Source organism: Aeoliella sp. (assembly GCF_965227375.1).
GTDB lineage: Bacteria > Planctomycetota > Planctomycetia > Pirellulales > Lacipirellulaceae > Aeoliella.
This window is the reverse complement of the sequence record NZ_CBDDFX010000001.1, coordinates 621,305-637,879: the sequence shown is the minus strand read 5'-3', so window position 1 is coordinate 637,879 and position 16,575 is coordinate 621,305. Positions and strand designations below refer to the sequence as shown.

At 59.3% G+C, this 16,575-nt stretch carries 12 protein-coding genes and 1 pseudogene; all 13 read left to right on the top strand.

What is annotated here, in order from left to right; all coding sequences use genetic code 11:
- Positions 1 to 145: 145 nt before the first annotated feature.
- The 13 genes and pseudogenes from ACQK2L_RS02610 to ACQK2L_RS02550 all read left to right on the top strand — a co-directional run bounded on the left by ACQK2L_RS02610 (position 146) and on the right by ACQK2L_RS02550 (position 16,564).
- Positions 146 to 685: a sigma-70 family RNA polymerase sigma factor gene (locus ACQK2L_RS02610; protein WP_425395375.1), complete on the top strand. Its 540-nt coding sequence runs from the start codon at positions 146 to 148 to the stop codon at positions 683 to 685.
- The gene (locus ACQK2L_RS02605; RefSeq protein ID WP_425395374.1) at positions 685 to 2,259 is read left to right on the top strand and encodes a hypothetical protein; all 1,575 of its coding nucleotides are present in this window, start codon (positions 685 to 687) and stop codon (positions 2,257 to 2,259) included. Before ACQK2L_RS02610 ends, ACQK2L_RS02605 begins: the two co-directional genes overlap by 1 nt.
- Before the next feature lie 69 nt (positions 2,260 to 2,328).
- Positions 2,329 to 3,270 carry a LamG domain-containing protein gene (locus tag ACQK2L_RS02600; RefSeq protein WP_425395373.1) on the top strand — a complete coding sequence of 314 codons (942 nt, stop codon included), beginning with the start codon at positions 2,329 to 2,331 and terminating at the stop codon, positions 3,268 to 3,270.
- Between the two features lie 136 nt (positions 3,271 to 3,406).
- Positions 3,407 to 5,683 (top strand): LamG-like jellyroll fold domain-containing protein, encoded by a 2,277-nt coding sequence (locus tag ACQK2L_RS02595; protein WP_425395372.1) that lies wholly within the window; start codon positions 3,407 to 3,409, stop codon positions 5,681 to 5,683.
- Positions 5,684 to 5,737: 54 nt separating this feature from the next.
- Complete coding sequence (locus tag ACQK2L_RS02590; RefSeq protein WP_425395371.1) at positions 5,738 to 6,718, top strand: DUF1559 domain-containing protein; 981 nt, start codon at positions 5,738 to 5,740, stop codon at positions 6,716 to 6,718.
- Entirely contained in the window at positions 6,715 to 7,350 is a 636-nt protein-coding gene (locus ACQK2L_RS02585) for a hypothetical protein (protein ID WP_425395370.1), read from the top strand. Before ACQK2L_RS02590 ends, ACQK2L_RS02585 begins: the two co-directional genes overlap by 4 nt.
- Positions 7,351 to 7,584: 234 nt before the next feature.
- On the top strand, positions 7,585 to 8,682 hold the full coding sequence (locus ACQK2L_RS02580) for a hypothetical protein (RefSeq protein ID WP_425395369.1): 1,098 nt from the start codon (positions 7,585 to 7,587) through the stop codon (positions 8,680 to 8,682).
- A gap of 90 nt (positions 8,683 to 8,772) precedes the next feature.
- The gene (locus tag ACQK2L_RS02575) at positions 8,773 to 9,675 is read left to right on the top strand and encodes a LamG domain-containing protein (RefSeq protein ID WP_425395368.1); all 903 of its coding nucleotides are present in this window, start codon (positions 8,773 to 8,775) and stop codon (positions 9,673 to 9,675) included.
- 185 nt (positions 9,676 to 9,860) lie between these two features.
- The gene (locus ACQK2L_RS02570) at positions 9,861 to 12,911 is read left to right on the top strand and encodes a LamG domain-containing protein (protein WP_425395367.1); all 3,051 of its coding nucleotides are present in this window, start codon (positions 9,861 to 9,863) and stop codon (positions 12,909 to 12,911) included.
- Positions 12,912 to 13,032: 121 nt separating this feature from the next.
- A complete protein-coding gene (locus ACQK2L_RS02565; RefSeq protein WP_425395366.1) occupies positions 13,033 to 14,085 on the top strand; it encodes a DUF1559 domain-containing protein in 1,053 nt (350 codons plus the stop codon).
- Positions 14,086 to 14,133: 48 nt separating this feature from the next.
- The gene (locus tag ACQK2L_RS02560; RefSeq protein WP_425395365.1) at positions 14,134 to 14,553 is read left to right on the top strand and encodes a hypothetical protein; all 420 of its coding nucleotides are present in this window, start codon (positions 14,134 to 14,136) and stop codon (positions 14,551 to 14,553) included.
- A 198-nt stretch (positions 14,554 to 14,751) separates the two neighbouring features.
- A pseudogene (locus ACQK2L_RS02555) lies at positions 14,752 to 15,531 on the top strand (PQQ-dependent sugar dehydrogenase); the annotation flags it as partial.
- 742 nt (positions 15,532 to 16,273) lie between these two features.
- Positions 16,274 to 16,564, top strand: coding sequence for a zinc-ribbon domain containing protein (locus tag ACQK2L_RS02550; RefSeq protein WP_425397407.1), 291 nt, complete (start codon positions 16,274 to 16,276; stop codon positions 16,562 to 16,564).
- The last annotated feature ends 11 nt before the right edge of the window (positions 16,565 to 16,575 follow it).

The following is a 16,575-nucleotide window of genomic DNA, read 5'->3' as shown; positions in this document are numbered from 1 at the left end:
ATGCCGCAGAATGAAGATTTCTTCGGTTTTCCCCTTCCAGGATTTGCGGCTAACCAGGGTTAGATATCTGAGTCAAGTACTAAAGCAGCTGGGCTGGCTGTCTGCGCGAAGGCCGCAGCGGTCTTTCATCCGGGACTAGGTGACGTTGATCGAACCGACCGACAAGAACGATCGCACCGAGCAATTCGTGCGCCTCAGCGCGGAGCACCAACGCCACGTGTACCTGCATATTCTCGCGCAGCTTCCGAATCGGACAGATGCGGATGACGTGATGCAGGAGACGAGCTTGGTGCTGTGGCGGAAGTTTGACGACTTTCAGCCGGGGACAAATTTCCGTGCTTGGGCGTGTCGCATCGCTCATTTCGAGGTGCTCAAGTTCCTCGAGAAGAGTGGTCGGACGGGTGCCCATTTCGATAGCGATGTCGCCAAGTGCATTGCCCAGACCATGGAAGACCGAGCGGACGAGTTGGACGAGCGCCGCGCTGTGTTGGATGGCTGCCTGAAGAAGCTTCGCGATCACGATCGCGAGTTGGTAAGGGCACGCTACGTGGACGGCATGGCCGCCAGACAGCTTGCGCATCACTCGGGTCGGTCGGTAGATGCAGTTTACAAGACGTTGCAACGCATTCACCGAGCGTTGCTCAATTGCATCGAAAGGGCCATCGCCCGAGAGGAGCGGGTCTGATGCCGAACGACTTCGATGCTGGAGAGCTCGACGATCTGATGCTCCTGTTGCTGGAAGGGAGCATTTCCAAGGAGCAATTCGCTCGATTGCAGACGATCATCCAGCAGGATCCCGACGCGATGTGGTATTACATCAAGCGCGTCGACTTGTCCGGCAGCATTGGTTGGGGGCTGAGCTCCGAAGTGGAACTCGAAGAGCCGTGCGAGGTTCCTAATCTGTTAGACCTGCTAGACGAACTCCCGCCGTTGGATCAGGCACCGGTGGTCCCGAAAGTGGAGCGGCGGCGCAAGTCCCGTCGGGGGCGTCAACTGCAGCGGGCATTCGACCGTGTTGCCGAGGCGACCCAGACCATGACGCTCCGAATGCTTGCTGTAGCGGCTACGTTTGGCATCCTCTTAATCGCGGCGTCGTCGCTCTACCAGGCCATCGCCATCAAGGAGATGGCAGAGAACAATGCCGAAGAGGAGCGGTCCACCTCTCGAATGGTGGCCAGCGAACGAGCGGCCCAATTGGTGGACACATCGAATTGCACCTGGGGCCAAACGCAGCAGGCGCTGCAGGTTGGCAATTGGCTACGCACTGGTCAAGCGGTGGACCTGGAACAAGGTGTCGCGGAGTTCCTGTTCGAGAACGGCGCAAGGGTCATTCTCCAGGCGCCCTCCTCCTTGCGGATTGATTCATCGGGGCAGGCCACGCTGTTCGTCGGCACGTTGACCGCCAGCGTTCCGGAAGAAGCGATTGGCTTTTCGATCGAATCGGAACACTTGAAACTGATCGACTTGGGCACCGAGTTCGGCATGGTGGTCACGCCGTCGGGTGCGGTGCAAGCGGACGTGTTCGATGGGCAGGTTTCAGTGACCACCAGAGCCGAACCAGAGGCCGGGTGGAGCGAACCAACCCTGCTGCGTCGCGACGAAGTGTTATCGGTCGATTCGGCCGGCACGGTTGCGCGGGACCCCATTGTCGAACCGCAATACGTGCATTCGATCCCGGGGTCGCCTAAGCGGATCGCCATTCGTAATCCAAGTTTCGAACAGCCTGTACTGTCGCCTTTGAACGAGAAGGACAGCGACGGGCAATATCTCAATCATGGCCAGCCCATGGCTTGGAGGGTCACGAAGCGTTCCAGCGCGCATAGCCAGAATGGCTGCTTGCGGCCTCCCAACGGAGAGTTCACCGACGAACTACCCAATGGCAAACAGGTGGGATACACCAACCGCGGGGAGACGTTGTTTCAAGTGCTCGACGAAGTGTGCTCCGACTCCACGGAGTATCGCCTGGTGGCGTGGGCGGGAGTTCGGCGGCTCGAAGGCCAGCAACTGGATGACTCGAAGGTGGCGATTGGTTCCGCACAGTTGGTAGCCGGTGAGACGGTGATTGCCGAGACGGATCCGGCGGAGCTTGCCTCGCTGAAGCCAGGCGAGTGGAAGCGCGTCGAAGTGCACTATACGGTCCCTGATAACTCGCGGTTCGTCGGTCAGCCGCTTGCCATTCGACTCGTTGCCGACGCGAAGTCCGACTACCAAATCAACTACGACGCTTTGGAACTAGTGAAGGTCGACGTTCGGCCTTAACCAGCACGGAATGTACGTGACGCACCCGCGTGAAGTGGTGCAGAGTGACAACTCTGGAGGATTCGACTAATGAGACTCTTTGCTCTTCTCTCAATGGCCGCCGTTGCCCTGGCTGCGATCCCGACGATCGCAACTGCCGGGCTAGTGGGCCACTACGCCTTGGACGATGGCAGCGGACTCACCGCCGCCGACTCGGCCGCCAACCCGCTTCCCGGCACATTGACCGGCGACGCAACACCAGGCGGAAGCACCAGCGGCAACGGCACTTTCGACTCGCCCGATTGGGTTGGCGGTGTGTCGGGTACCGCGCTAAGCTTCGGCGATTTTTACACGAACAGCACCACCTTCGGCCCCAAGATCGACGACGTAGTCGAAGTGGCGAATAGCGGAGCGGGAAGCAAATACGAGATCACAGGCGCGATATCGATTTCCGCCTGGGTTAATCTCGATAGCAACTCCGCCAATGGCCGCAAGAGCACGCGGCACATTGCGGGTCGCGACACGGCCGGTGGTCCCACGGGAGACGTCTTTTCGCTTAAGCACCGGATGGGAAGTTCAGCAGACCTGCTGGAGTTCCTGATCGATGATCCGTCGACTGGAAACGTCAACTTGGCCGCCGCCGAAACCCTGACGACGTACCAGAGCGCCTCGACCCACAACGGTTGGGTGCACGTAGTGGGAGTGTTCTCACCGGACGATTACATGAGAATCTACGTCGATGGCAGCCTTGAAGGAGAGTACACCGAAGCGGTGGATGGTGTTCCAGCAGCGATTGATAACTCCGACGCCGGAGCAACACCATTGACGATCGGACGCCTGAACAACTCGGACGAGCATTCGTTCTACGGATCGATCGACGACGTGCAGTTCTACGACATGGCCCTCTCGGACGACGAGGTTGCCTACCTGTTTGCCAATCCGGGCGCGACCGTACCCGAACCTACGGCCGTCTTGACCATGCTTGGCATGGTGGGCGTCCTGGCGGCAGTGCGCCGCCACACTTGTAGCTAGCGACTACAAGGGCAGCAAAGCCCTGGTCGTGCGGCAGCACGGCCAGGGTGGTTTTTACCCCAGAAATGTATCTACCAGTCAACCGGCACTCCTCACACGCACTCCTCTTTAGAAGATCCTCGGAGAACCACTCACCATGATCCGCCCTCTCATCCACCAGCCATCGCCAGGAAATGGTCCCACAAGCTCGGTCCAGCGGACATCGAGGGTGCGCCATACGGTCGTGATCGCTGCGTTGCTATTGGGCAGCAGTGTTCTAACGCCGGTGCGTGCGGAGGACACGTTCAAGCTGGCTGTGATTGGTGATATGCAGCGCGTTACCGACCTGGTCACTTCGCCCACCGCCGACCACTATCCCATCTTCACCAACATAACCGACTGGATCGGCACCAACGCCCAAGCGGAGAATATCCGTTTCGTGTCCCAAATTGGCGACATCGTGGAACATGGAGATGACACCGACGAGTACGACTTGGCACTCGGCGCGATGAACACGCTGAGCACTGCGACCAATGCCGACGGTGGCACCGGTATCCCTTGGGCCGTGTCGTATGGCAACCACGAGAAGGAGGGCGGCAACACGGGTGATCCGCAAGCCTTCTTCAACAACACCAACTACCGCGACTATTTCAGTGTCAACTCAGGCAGTGGAACGCATCGCAACGAAGGCGACATCGGCTTTGGGGCCTACAGCTCCAACCACCTGAATTCGTGGCACACGTTCAAGTCTTCCAGCGCCGTTGGTGCTCGCGAGTACCTGATGCTCAACCTCGAGTACGACGTACCCGGCGGCTCGATCACCACGACCGCTGGCACACCGAGTTTCGATGCGGTCGCCTGGGCGCAGGGTGTGATTGATGCCCATCCCGGCATGCCGACGATTGTCCAAACGCACGTCTTCGAAGGTGATCGCTCGGGCCCACCCAAGAATCCGTACAACACCGAAGGGCCGGGCCGTAACAGCCAACTGCAGATCTTCGAAAATTTGATTGCCGGCAACTCGCAGATCTTCATGGTGCTTAACGGGCATTCCAAAGACGATACGCATCGGTTCCGACTGAACGACGCCAACAAGCCCGTGCTGCAAATGATTACGGACTTCACGAACGAGATCGAAGATGGAATCACGGGAGGAAACCCGCTGGCGGGCGGCTACTTCCGACAGGTTGAATTCGACGAGGACAACGGCCAAATTCGCGTCTCCACCTATTCGCCATCGACCGACGACTATCTCACCGACGGCAATGGCCAGTTCACCTGGGACGTGAACTGGGCAACACGTTTCGATGGCGCTGCTCCAGCGATGCCGTCGAATTCGTTGGTAGCCTATTTCAAACTCGACGAAGGGGAGACCAACTCGCTTGCCATGGTAGCCTACGATTCCGCTTCGGCTCCGCAACATGGCATCCTAACAGGCGCCGTGGTTTACAACCCGAACACGAACTCCTTTCGAAACGACAGCGTATTCGACGACGACGAGTGGCGACCAGGTATCTCTGGTGGAGCCCTCGACTTCGGGCACACGTATACCAATACCTCCAATCCGGGCGATCAGAACGACGACGTCGTGGAAGTACCCAACTCGGGCGTTGGGACGAAGTACGATCTGACCGGCGCGATCACGTTGTCGGCGTGGGTCAACCTCGACGACAATTACCTGAACGGGGTCAATAGCACGCGGCACATCGCTGGAAAAGACATGGTTGGTGGTCCGACCGACGACTCCTTCGGCTTGAATCACAATATGGCCGGCGACGCCGATCAGTTGCGGTTCATGATTGGATCGGGTGGAGTGAATACTACATTGATCGCTCCCACTCCTTTCTCTGAATACAAAGATCCCGAAACGAACGACGGGTGGGTGCACATCGTTGGCGTCTTCTCGCCCGACAACTACATGCGACTGTACGTCGATGGTGTGCTCGAGGCCGAGTTCACCGAAGCAGTCGACGGGGTTCCTTCGGCAATCGACTCCACCGACACTCCCTTCACGATTGGGCGGTTGGCCGGGGCCTACCGGCACGCTTTGCACGGCACCATCGACGACGTGCAGTTGTACAGCGAAGCTTTGGAGCTATCGCAGATCCTCGAGTTGTTTCAGAATCCGGGCTTCTCGCTCTTCTCCGGAACAGTGGGGGACTACAACCAAGACGGAATCGTCAACCTGGCCGACTACACCGTGTGGCGGAACAACCTGGGTTCGAACGTCGAGCTACCAAACCGCGATCCGGCGAACACCGGAGCTATCGGCGCGGCGGACTACGATTCGTGGAAGGCTCACTTTGGCGAGGGGAGCAGCGCACTCGGAGCTTCGCAATCCGCACAGCAATCCAACGTACCCGAGCCGGCCACCGCGGTCCTGTTGATGCTCGCCGGCTTGGTGGCAGCGGGAAGCATGCGGGCGCGGAGTTAGCTCGAACCACTTCACTATCCGGCCACTTCTTAACTGCCCAAGATTGTGGATGCCATGACCTGCAACGACAAACAACGCGGTTTCACGCTGGTAGAACTCCTGGTGGTGATCGCCATCATCGGCATTCTGGTAGCCTTGCTGCTGCCCGCCGTGCAAGCAGCGCGGGAAGCGGCTCGCCGAACCCAGTGCAAGAACCACCTCAAGCAGATTGCTCTTGGCTGGCAGCTACACCACGACACGCACAATGCGTTTCCGGCAGGTGGCTGGGGCTGGCGGTGGGTGGGTGATCCGGATCTCGGCTACGACGAGGGCCAGCCGGGCAGTTGGGTGTACAACATTCTCGACTTCGTCGAGCAAGGTGCCCTTCGCGAATTGGGCAGCGATAGCCCCGGCGCAGCGTTTGCATCCATGAGGCAATTGCAGGCCACGGCCGTTCGCGAGCAAACCGATTTGAGCTTCATGAACTGTCCGTCCCGTCGCACCGGACTGTTCGCACAGAGTAGGACCAAGGCCCTTCAGAATGGCACACCCAAGGAGCAAGTCGCCCGCACCGACTACGCGGCGAACATCGGCAGGTACGACGAACTGCTGACCTCGATGCTGGCGCGGTTCCCTCGCACCGTCCCTGAAGTCGATGGCTATTCCTGGCAGGACGTTCGCTACCTGAACGGCATTGTGACTCAACGCACACCCATCCCGCTGCGGAGGGTAACCGATGGAACCTCGCAGACGTTCCTGGTGGGCGAGAAGTACCTGAACCCGGATTCCTACCAGGATGGGTCGGATAAGTCCGACAACGAATCGATGTATACGGGGTTCAACAACGACTCGATTCGTCGAGTCGCCTACGACGCGCCACCGCTACCCGACACATCGGGGCTGGGAGAATACGAAGGCTTCGGCAGCGCCCACCCGGGTGTATTGCTCATGAGCTATTGTGATGGCTCGGTTCACGTGGTGAATTACGACATCGACATCGATTCGTACGTGGCTCAAGGAACTCGAGATAGCGGAGAGACGACACAAGCACCATGAGGCACTTAGGAATCCAACCCCACTTATTCACGGCCCTGTGTGCTATCGCGACTCTAGGAGTTCCGGCGCTCTCGGGCTGTTCGTCCCGTCCCGCACCAATCGAGCGGGCCGATGTGGATGTTGGCGCCCTGGCCGATGCATGGATCGCACGCCTCGACGGCGATGGCTCCGCGACACTCAACAAGAACGAACTGGCAGAAATCGCAGCCGTCGAGCAATCGATGGGCAGCTACGATCAGGATGGCAACGGGCAAGTCACTGCCGAGGAGATCGTAGCGCGTCTGGAAAGCGAAGTCTTCAACCCGCGCCTGGCGTTCATGCAGTACAAGTGCATCGTTCAACAGAACGGCAAGCCGATCGCCAACGCCGAGGTGCAGTTCACACCAATCGACGAACTCACCGGCAAGCTGCCAATCGCCAAAGGCACCTCTAACGCCCAAGGGCTCGTCCAGCCTGTTGTTTCGCCGGACGACCTACCTAAGAACGCTCCCAATCTGCCAGGCTTCATGGTGCCGGGCATCTACGTCATCTCCGTGGCAGCGCCGTCCTCGGGAAGCCCGAGCACCACGGTAGAAATCTCACCAGGGGCGATTCAACAGGGCGTTCCCGTTGTGAGCTTGCCGGCGAAATAAGCGTTGCACGCATCGCCCCCTGGCGGGGGATTCTGATTTGGGTGCTAAGCGTCGAACTGCGTTCCTTCTTGGTGGAAGTTCAGACTTTCTGCGCGAGGATTACAGCCTTTCGGTAAGCATCCAGAATTAAGTGAAATATTCCTTGCCTTCCAGGAATACAGGAATTAAACTCGGCCGCTGTGGCTCAAAACGTGGGGACTTTTCGGAAAATCCCGGTTCTAACGGGCGTGGTTCATGACTCGATATCGGTCAAATCTGTCGGAAATCGCCGAATTGGCGGACCAATTGGAGGAGGATATTCGCGCCCGGGGCTTGGAGCCTGGCGAACGGTATCTGACCACCCAGGACGCCTGTCGGATGTTGAGAAAGGGCACCACGGTTACCAACCGTGCGCTGCAACTTCTGGAGAAGCGGAACGTAATCGTCCGGCAGCACCGCCGTGGCGCCTACGTTGCCGAGTCGCAGCAATCCGAGGCACCACTCCGCCGCGTCCATCTCTTAGTGCACCAGCACTACTTGGAGACGGAAGGAACCGCGAACGATGGAGTGCTATTCGGAATCCAAGGAGAGCTACCTGGCACTTCGGTGAGCATCAACTACCTGCCGTCGGATGATGAGACAGCCTATGTAGATCGTCTAATCGCCGATTCACTCGATTCCAACGAACCTGATGGGTTCGTATTGATCAGGTCATCACTCGAGACACAGCGACATCTGGCGGCTTGTGGACTGCCAACGGTCTACTACGGAACGGTTTACGCTTCGGTTGAGAAGTTGCCATCGGTAAGCCGGGACATGTTTGAGATTGGCAGGTTGGCTGGGGAGTACTTGATTAGTCGCGGACGGACTCGTCTTGTTTACTTCTCGCGTTGCCGCACCATGGCTGGTGACCACCAGACCTTCGATGGAATTCGGCAAGCGCTCATAGATAACGGGCGCTCGCTGGAGGACTTGGAGTTTCGTTTTCTCCCTTCCGACAAGGCGGATGCCGCAGCGGCGGCAATGCAGCTCATGGCTTCGCGTCCGGAGGAAACGGGGTTCCTGTGTCGCAACGTCCCGTTGGCCGAAGGTGCAGCGTCGGTGGTGCAATCGGTGGTTGGCCCCGACGCCATCCACGATTCGGTTGTTGTCTGCGACTACTACCTCAAGGCGGGGGAAACTGCCAAGTACGTGTATCCGCGCCCCACGCTGAGCCCCGAAGAACAAGGAAGAGTCATGGGCCGAATGCTCGCAGCTCAGGCACGCGGGGAGGCAGTGGATCCCATCGCAGAAGTTGCGCCCGTCGAGATCCGCCGTCCTGGGGAAGGCGCCCGTGTGGAGGGGAGAGTCTGAGGAGACCTATTGTGTGGCTCGGAAGCCTTGTCCTGCTGAACGAACTCAATTGCCACTGCTTTTCTACTTGTGATTTGGGAGCCTGGTCTAATGTTGGTTGAAACGAAGAAATGGTGCTGCTTGCTGGCGATGTGTGTCGCCGCTGTTGGCATGTCGGAAGCAAACGCGGGATTGGTTGCCTGGTGGAACCTAAACGACGGAAGCGGCACCACGGCTGCGGACAGTAGTCCATCGCCGCTGGGCGGCAGTTCCAACGATGGCACGCTGGTTAACTTCGGCGCCCCACCGACGAACTGGAACATGGATCTCATGGACACCGACAGCTTAAGCATGCCGCACGGGCTGAAGTTCGATGGTGGATCCAACCAAAGCACGGGCGACCCGCCCGCCAGTCAGCATGTGGAACTGGACTCCCACGTGCCGGACTTCACCACGATGACTCAGGGAACCATCTCGCTCTGGTTCCGTCGCGACGCCGGGCTTGGCGACGGTGCTTTTCTCGGCATGGCGAACGATGCCGACAACAGCTACTTCCGACTTCAGTTCGAAGAGACACCGCAGGGCGCAACAGTCATTCGCGCCACCGAACGGATCATCAGCGGTGGAAACGACGATTCGGTGGAGATTGATGCACCCATCGACGACGATGGCAAGTGGCACCATGTGACTTACACGAGCGATGGCACGAACTCGAAGGTGTACGTCGATGGAGTACTGGGAGCTACCGGATTGCAGGGCATTTTCAACGTGCCCTCGGCCGACTTCCTTTCTTTGGGCTTCACCCGGCGGGCCAACCGGCCTTTGTGGTACTACAACGGCGTCATGGGCGACGTTCGCGTTTACGACGAAGTGCTTTCACTCGGTCAGATCGATTACATCAGCGACCCGGCGAACTACGGCAATGGACTGGCGATCCCGGAACCAGGCAGTATTTCCGTAGCTTTGCTCGCGTTATCCATCGGCGGATTCTGCTACAGGAACAAGCGAGGGTAGCAGCTTGTTCCAGCTTGGGGTCCGCTTGCTTGCGGCCCCAAGCTTTTTTAATTCGACGCTCCTGAAGAACCAAAGCAAGACGTGCTTCGTGAACCTCTGACATTACCTAACTGTGGAGCCATCCAGTGAATACCGCGGCGATGAATCAAGGCAGCCTCGAAAGAGCACTATGCAAGGGATTTGAGATGAAGTGTGCTGGTATGCTTGTCGTACTTCTGGCGTTGCCGATTGCGGTCGACGCGGTCACCATTCGTAATCTCACCACCGGCCAATTGCTGTTCGCCGATGACTTCGAGGGACTTGGCTCGAACGTCAGCCACACTGCATACCTTGACTTCAGCGGCGACTACGATCCAGTTGCGACGGTTGGCACCTGGAATGTTACAGGCGGTGGGTTGTCGGTTCCTCCGGGTACTCTCGACGAAGCAGTCGATTCCGACATCCAGGTAACCGATTACAACGACCTGACAAGTGTGTTTTCCGGGCCAGCCCAGGGAAACAACTACCTTCGCGTCGATCGCGCCGACACCAACAGTTCGGCCATTGCAACCCTGAGCAGCCCCATGACCACTGCGGCCAATATGGGTCACGTGCTCCGATTCGAAACCATGTTCGCCGTGCCGGCCGATGATATGCTGGGAGCCAACGGCGCCAACGGCGGCCCCAACAACTCCTCGGTTGGGTTCTCGCTAGTCGACGCGAATCCCGCCCACTCGGACACCACCACTTCCATCACCTTGCCACTGTTCTATACCGACGGAACCGTCAGAAACCGAATTAACCTCGAAGCCGGCGGGCAGGATATTTCCCCCACCAATCAGGTCTATTCCGACGGCACTGCCTGGGACTTCCTGGCCATTGAGTATGCGATCGGGTCCGATACGTATCGCTTGTGGGTGAACGGTGCACCTGCCACAGTAGACGGCAATCCCGATCTGCCGTTGGCCTCTGAGAACTTCATTCCCACGGAAATCGTGGGAATGCGTTTCACCGCGGGCGGGCGAACTGGCAGCAGTGGCAATCGCGTGGCCCAGATCCTCATCGACGCCCTGCCAAGCACGCTCAACATGACTGTCGACCGTACCACTGGCGAGATGGAACTACAGAATAACTCGGGCGAGTCGCTCAACATCATTGGCTACGAGATTTTCTCCGACCAGGGCGCGCTCGATTCGGGGCAATGGACATCCATTGCGGATACCTACGACGCCGATAGCAACAATGGTTCCAACACCGTCGACGGCAACGACGTCTGGGAAGTTTTGGAAGCCGAGCCTTTCGAACTGAGCGAGATGGAGGCCGGTGTGGTGAACGATGGAGCCACCATCGTCAACTCGCAGACAATCAGCCTGGGATCGTCGTGGCTCAAGAATCCTGTGGAGGACATCAGGGCCAACGTCATGCTGGGCGATGGCTCCGTGCTGCCGATCAGCGTGATCTTCAGCCCCGGTGCGAACAATCTCGACCGTTTTGCTGAGGGCGATCTCGACTTCGACGGCGATGTCGACTACGACGACCTGGCTAACGAGTTCGCATCGACCTACCTGACCGATACCAGCGGCATGTCGCCCGCCCAAATGTACCAGGCAGGCGACTTCAACGAGGACGGCATCACCGACAAGTTCGACTTCTTGATCTTCAGTCAGTACTACGCCGACGCCAATCCAGGCGCGCCGGCGCTCTCGTTCCCCTTGGCCGTGCCCGAACCGGGCAGCTTGTGGTTGCTGGCTCCCGTGGCCGGTGTCTTGCTACTGAGTCGACGCCGGTTCGAGCGAGTGGTGGGGTGGTTGCCTCGCGGCTGTGCGTTGCTCGTGTGCGTGATGATGCTGCAAGCATCGAGCGCCTCGGCCGATCTGGTCGCCTGGTGGAACTTGAACGACGCAAGCGGCTCCACGGCTGCCGACAGCAGCCCCAACCCCGCAGGCGGAACCGCCAACGCGGGTACATTGTCGAACATCGATAGCTCCAACTGGAACATGAACCTGACTGGGGCCACCGACGGAATCACCATGCCGTACGGACTCTACTTCCCCGGCGGCGGCAACGATCCTTCCTCGCCCTACGTGAACCTCGACGCTCACGTGTCCGACTTCAACACGATCGGCGCCGGCACGATCAGTCTCTGGTATCGACGCGACGCAGGAGCCACGCCCGACGACGACTCGCTGATCGGCATGGCGGGTATCGCCGGTGAAAACTCCTACTTCCGAATGCACCTGGAGAATCAAACCCAAGCCAGTCCAGTCATTCGTGTCAACAATCACGATGGCAGCACGGACAACCTGATGGAGGTAGGGAATGTCGACGATGGAAACTGGCATCATATGGCTTTCACCAGCGACGGAACCGACTCGAAGCTCTATCTCGACGGCAATCTTCTGCTGGAGGACGATCTGCCGTTCCTGAACATGAAGTCGTGGCAAAGAATGGCCTTGGGCCAAACGCCGCGAAACGAGAGCGACCTGTGGTTCTTCAATGGAACGATGGGCGATGTTCGTATCTACGACGAAGTGCTGACTCAGGGTCAGATGAGTTACCTGAGCAACCCTGACCACTACGGCGACGGTTTGGCGATCGAGCAGTACCTGCTCGACATCGAGGTCAATACGTCAACCGGATTGATCACCTTGGTCAACAACGGCGACGAGGCCGTGACGATCGACTTCTACAGTATCGAGAGCGACATGAACTCGCTGGCCCCAGGCGGATGGAGCAGTCTGGACGGCAACAACTACGGTGGGGCCAATGCGTGGGCCGAGCTTGGCGATTCCAGCAGCGAGTTGTCGGAAGCCAACTTCGAAGGCAGTGTCATCCCCGTGGGTGTCCCCATCCAGCTTGGCAATGCCTACAACACTTCGCTCGACGCACGCGATCTGGCCTTCGAGTTCCATTTGTTCGGAACCGAAGCCGCCTTCACCGGTGGTGGAATCACCTACGTCGACGACGCAGGACTGCCGGGCGATTTCAATGGCGACAGCGTTGTCAACCTGGCAGACTACACCGTGTGGCGTAACAACCTGGGCGGAAGTGAGTCGGCGTTGAACGATAACGGATCCGGCAACGGCACCGTCGGAGCGGAAGACTACACGCTCTGGAAGCAGAACTTTGGGTCGTCTGGCGCTGTATCCGCGGTGGCAACCGCCACGGTGCCGGAACCTCGCGGAGCGCTGCTGCTCGGGCTGCTGATGGCCGGCGCCGCAGTGGTACTTCGGAACAACGGATCCGCCAACGGATAGGCGGCGCACGAGCACCTCGCGATGCACTCGTCGAAGCGTGACGCACGTGCATCGTGATTGGCTCACCGATTGACGAACAGACTAGCGCAAGTGTCCCTAGAAAAGGTAGAAGAGGCAGAGGATGTTGTACCGTTCCCCAAACCGTAAACGGCCAAGTGCTTTCACCTTGGTCGAACTACTGGTGGTCATTGCGATCATCGGTATCCTTGTGGCGCTGCTGCTGCCCGCGGTGCAGTCGGCGCGCGAGGCCGCTCGCCGTAGTGCGTGCATGAATAGCTTCAAGCAGGCGGGCATCGGCTTGCAGAACTACGTCGACACCCACAAGCACTTTCCCGCCGGCACGGAAACTTCTCGCGAGCAAAATATCGTTCGCCTCGAAGGCGAGAGTGGGGAGCGTGTGATGAAGGCCGCCGAGAAACTCGGCGACCGATACGGCGAAAACTGGCACGACGTGAACGGATTCGGTTGGGCCGCGTTCATCCTTCCCCAGATCGAGCAGCAGCAGGTGCACGACCTGGTCGACAATTGGGCGCGATTCACCGAACAGGCCGGGTCCTGGGCGGCCGTGGGAAATCCCGTCCCCATCTATCGTTGTCCTAGCGACGTCAGCAACGAGTCGGGCTGGGTCGATTGTTGCAGCAACATTGGCCACGATGGCGAGCCGTATGATGTCCGCCCTACCAACATCGCGGGAGTAGCCGATAGTCACGATTCGCTGGTCATCGGGGGCAGCCGTGGCTATCAAGCGACAGGGCGCGGCAACGGAGTGCTGTACAACTTCAGCAAGATTGGTCCCCAACGCATCACCGACGGTCTGAGCAACACGGTGATCATCGGAGAAGTCACCGGCGGCAAAGGAGTGAACAACCAGTCGGATCTGGTCGACTTCGGCTGGTGGTGGTGCACCCGCAATGTGCAAGACATGAGCGAGGGATTAAATGGCCCCGGTTCGTTGCCGGGCGGACGAGACCCAGGCGGCGATCCGTTTGACGGCAACGGAGGGAACCGGCATGCGCACGTGTGGTGGGACACAGGCTTCTCCAGTTTCCATCCTGGCGGATGCCATTTCGGCTACTGCGACGGCCACGTCGAGTTCCTGAACGAAGACACCGACCAGAATGTGCTCTTCGCCATTGCCACGCGCGCCGGCGATGAATTGCCCACCAGTGATTGATCGCACCGAACTTCCACGCACACGTCTTTACGAGTTGGTTTGAACGAGATGGGAAACGCGCGATACAGCTTTAACCTCGCAGCCAGCTTGCTGCTGATGCTTCCGGTCCTGGGGTGTGGCCGCGGCTCCGAGATTCCCAAGGCCGTGGTGTACGGCACCGTGAGCTACGACGGACAGCCGATCTCCCAGGGGAAGATCTACTTCTACCCGATCGATGGCACCCCCGGCGGCGTATCCGGAGGTCCCATCAACGAGGGGAAGTACGAAGCCACCGGCAAAGGTGGCGTGCCTGTGGGCCGCCACCGCGTCCAGGTGCAGGGCTTCCGTGCGCCGGCCAGCTTGCCCGACGGCGAAGCCGGGGCGCCAGAGCAGTACGTGCCTGAGAAATACAATCGCAGCAGTGAATTGACATTTGAGGTGCCCTCTGGCCAGCGGCGTGTCGAGCACAACCTCGCGCTAACACCTTAAGCTACTTTGAGCGACCGTTTCTGCCATTGCCTTCGCAGCGCCACGCACCTCGCGCGTTGGGCCTTGCTCGCGTGCGTGTGTATCACCAGCACCGAATGCTGCTGGGCGGAGCGCGACTTGCTCCCATCCGTTTCGGTCAGCCCTAGCAACATTACCGTACGGCTGGAGCACGTGGCCGATATCCCCTTCGCCAGCGACATGGCCAAGGCGCCAGATGGTAGTGGGAGGTTGTTCCTGGTCGACCTCCGGTCGGGCGATTTGCGAGTGCTCGACAACAGCGGCGCCCTGCTGGCGACTCCCTACCATTCAATGCTCAGCAACCTGTCGGTGCTCGATCGCGACACCGGGTTTACTGCCATGGCTTTTCATCCCGGCTTTGGAGATTCCCAGTCGCCAGGGTACGGCAAGTTCTACACCCTTGAGCCGGAGTCCACCGCCACGGGGCCGGTCACGTACACTCCCCAGTTCGGCTCCAGCTCGACCCATCACTACGACGTGCTGTACGAGTACACGGTCGCCGATCCCACGGCCAACACGATCGGCAGCTTCGACAAGAGGGCCCTCATCCGCGCCAGGCAATCGAACCACAACCACAATCTCAACGACTTGGAGTTCGACGCCAACGAGTTGCTGTACATCTCGTCCGGCGATGGTAGCAACTCATCGCTCGAGCGCCTGAACGCGCAGCAACTCACCACCCCGTACGGAAAGGTGCTGCGGATCGACCCGCTTGGACTGCAGGGCGTCACCAGCAGCAATGGGCAGTTTTCGATTCCTGCGACGAATCCCTTCTTTGGCCAGGGCGGCGGCGTGTATGAGGAGATCTTCACGTATGGAAATCGCAACCCTTACCGCATCTCGATCGATGGGGTGACCAACGATCTCTACATCGCAGAGGTGGGGCAGGACGACGTGGAGGAGATCAACCTTGCGCCGAATGTCCTGGCGGAAGGTTCCGGTGGGCAGAACTATGGTTGGCACTACAAGGAAGGAAGCATCCGGTTTCCCAGTCTGCTTCCGGATGCGGATCAGGATGGTAATGGAAACGGCGACCTGGCCGACCTCAACGGCTGGCTGGATCCCGTGCTGGAATACGACCACCAGGACGGCGCGGACGTCATCGGTGGCAACGTCTATCGTGGCGACGCCATCCTTGGCCTGGAGGGGATGTACGTGTTCGCCGATCACCAAGGTTCGCGCGATCCGTCGGAGCCGATTCCCAATCTCGGGCGGCTTTTTTACGGCGACGTCTCCAGCGGCATCACCTACGAGTTCAACTTCTCTTCCACGAGCGAGGTGCTGCCACCTCGTGTGATCGGGCTCGGCGAAGGTCACGCCGGAGAACTGTACGTGATGGGCTACGACCAGAACTTCTCCGGCGGCCGCCTGCTGCGAATCGAACCGGTCTTGTACGGCGACTTCAATGCCGATGGCGTGGTGAACCTGGCCGACTACACCGTGTGGCGGAACAATCTGGGCGCAGCGAGCGAAGAGGCGCTCCATAGCGCCGGATCGGCCGATGGCATAGTCGACGTCGCAGACTACAATCTATGGAAGAGCCACTTCGGCATGACCCTGCCGCAGGCGGCCCAGCCGGGCACCGTCGTACCCGAGCCCAGCACCTGGGCGGTGCTGATGCTGGCGGTGCTTGTCGCACTGGCTCATCGGCAGCCTGGCGGACGGGTCCGAGTATTACTGTGGCCGAACAAACTTGCAGAAGATGGCCAAACGAAAACGCAAGACGACGAGCCACGGCACGGGAATCCCTCCCGGCGCGGTGTTCGCGAATCCTCGGCAACAGGTGCCCAACAACTCCTACTGTCCGGCTCCGACGTACTACGAAGACATCGAGTTCAAGTGCATCGACTGCGGGAAGCGAGAGGTGTGGCTCGCGAAAGATCAGAAGTGGTACTACGAGGTTGCCAAAGGTCCACTGTATGCCACGGCAGTCCGTTGCCAGGAGTGCCGGTACAAGCGGAAGCACTCCGGAAAATCCGATTCGGGTAACTAAGTTGTGCTTCC

What these genes read in the sequence shown, in the direction of transcription:
- ACQK2L_RS02565 (WP_425395366.1), top strand. Translation starts at nt 13,033, where the DNA reads ATGTTGTACCGTTCCCCAAACCGTAAACGGCCAAGTGCTTTCACCTTG.
- ACQK2L_RS02575 (WP_425395368.1), top strand. Translation starts at nt 8,773, where the DNA reads ATGTTGGTTGAAACGAAGAAATGGTGCTGCTTGCTGGCGATGTGTGTC.
- ACQK2L_RS02560 (WP_425395365.1), top strand. Translation starts at nt 14,134, where the DNA reads ATGGGAAACGCGCGATACAGCTTTAACCTCGCAGCCAGCTTGCTGCTG.
- ACQK2L_RS02580 (WP_425395369.1), top strand. Translation starts at nt 7,585, where the DNA reads ATGACTCGATATCGGTCAAATCTGTCGGAAATCGCCGAATTGGCGGAC.
- ACQK2L_RS02605 (WP_425395374.1), top strand. Translation starts at nt 685, where the DNA reads ATGCCGAACGACTTCGATGCTGGAGAGCTCGACGATCTGATGCTCCTG.
- ACQK2L_RS02590 (WP_425395371.1), top strand. Translation starts at nt 5,738, where the DNA reads ATGACCTGCAACGACAAACAACGCGGTTTCACGCTGGTAGAACTCCTG.
- ACQK2L_RS02585 (WP_425395370.1), top strand. Translation starts at nt 6,715, where the DNA reads ATGAGGCACTTAGGAATCCAACCCCACTTATTCACGGCCCTGTGTGCT.
- ACQK2L_RS02595 (WP_425395372.1), top strand. Translation starts at nt 3,407, where the DNA reads ATGATCCGCCCTCTCATCCACCAGCCATCGCCAGGAAATGGTCCCACA.
- ACQK2L_RS02570 (WP_425395367.1), top strand. Translation starts at nt 9,861, where the DNA reads ATGAAGTGTGCTGGTATGCTTGTCGTACTTCTGGCGTTGCCGATTGCG.
- ACQK2L_RS02550 (WP_425397407.1), top strand. Translation starts at nt 16,274, where the DNA reads ATGGCCAAACGAAAACGCAAGACGACGAGCCACGGCACGGGAATCCCT.
- ACQK2L_RS02600 (WP_425395373.1), top strand. Translation starts at nt 2,329, where the DNA reads ATGAGACTCTTTGCTCTTCTCTCAATGGCCGCCGTTGCCCTGGCTGCG.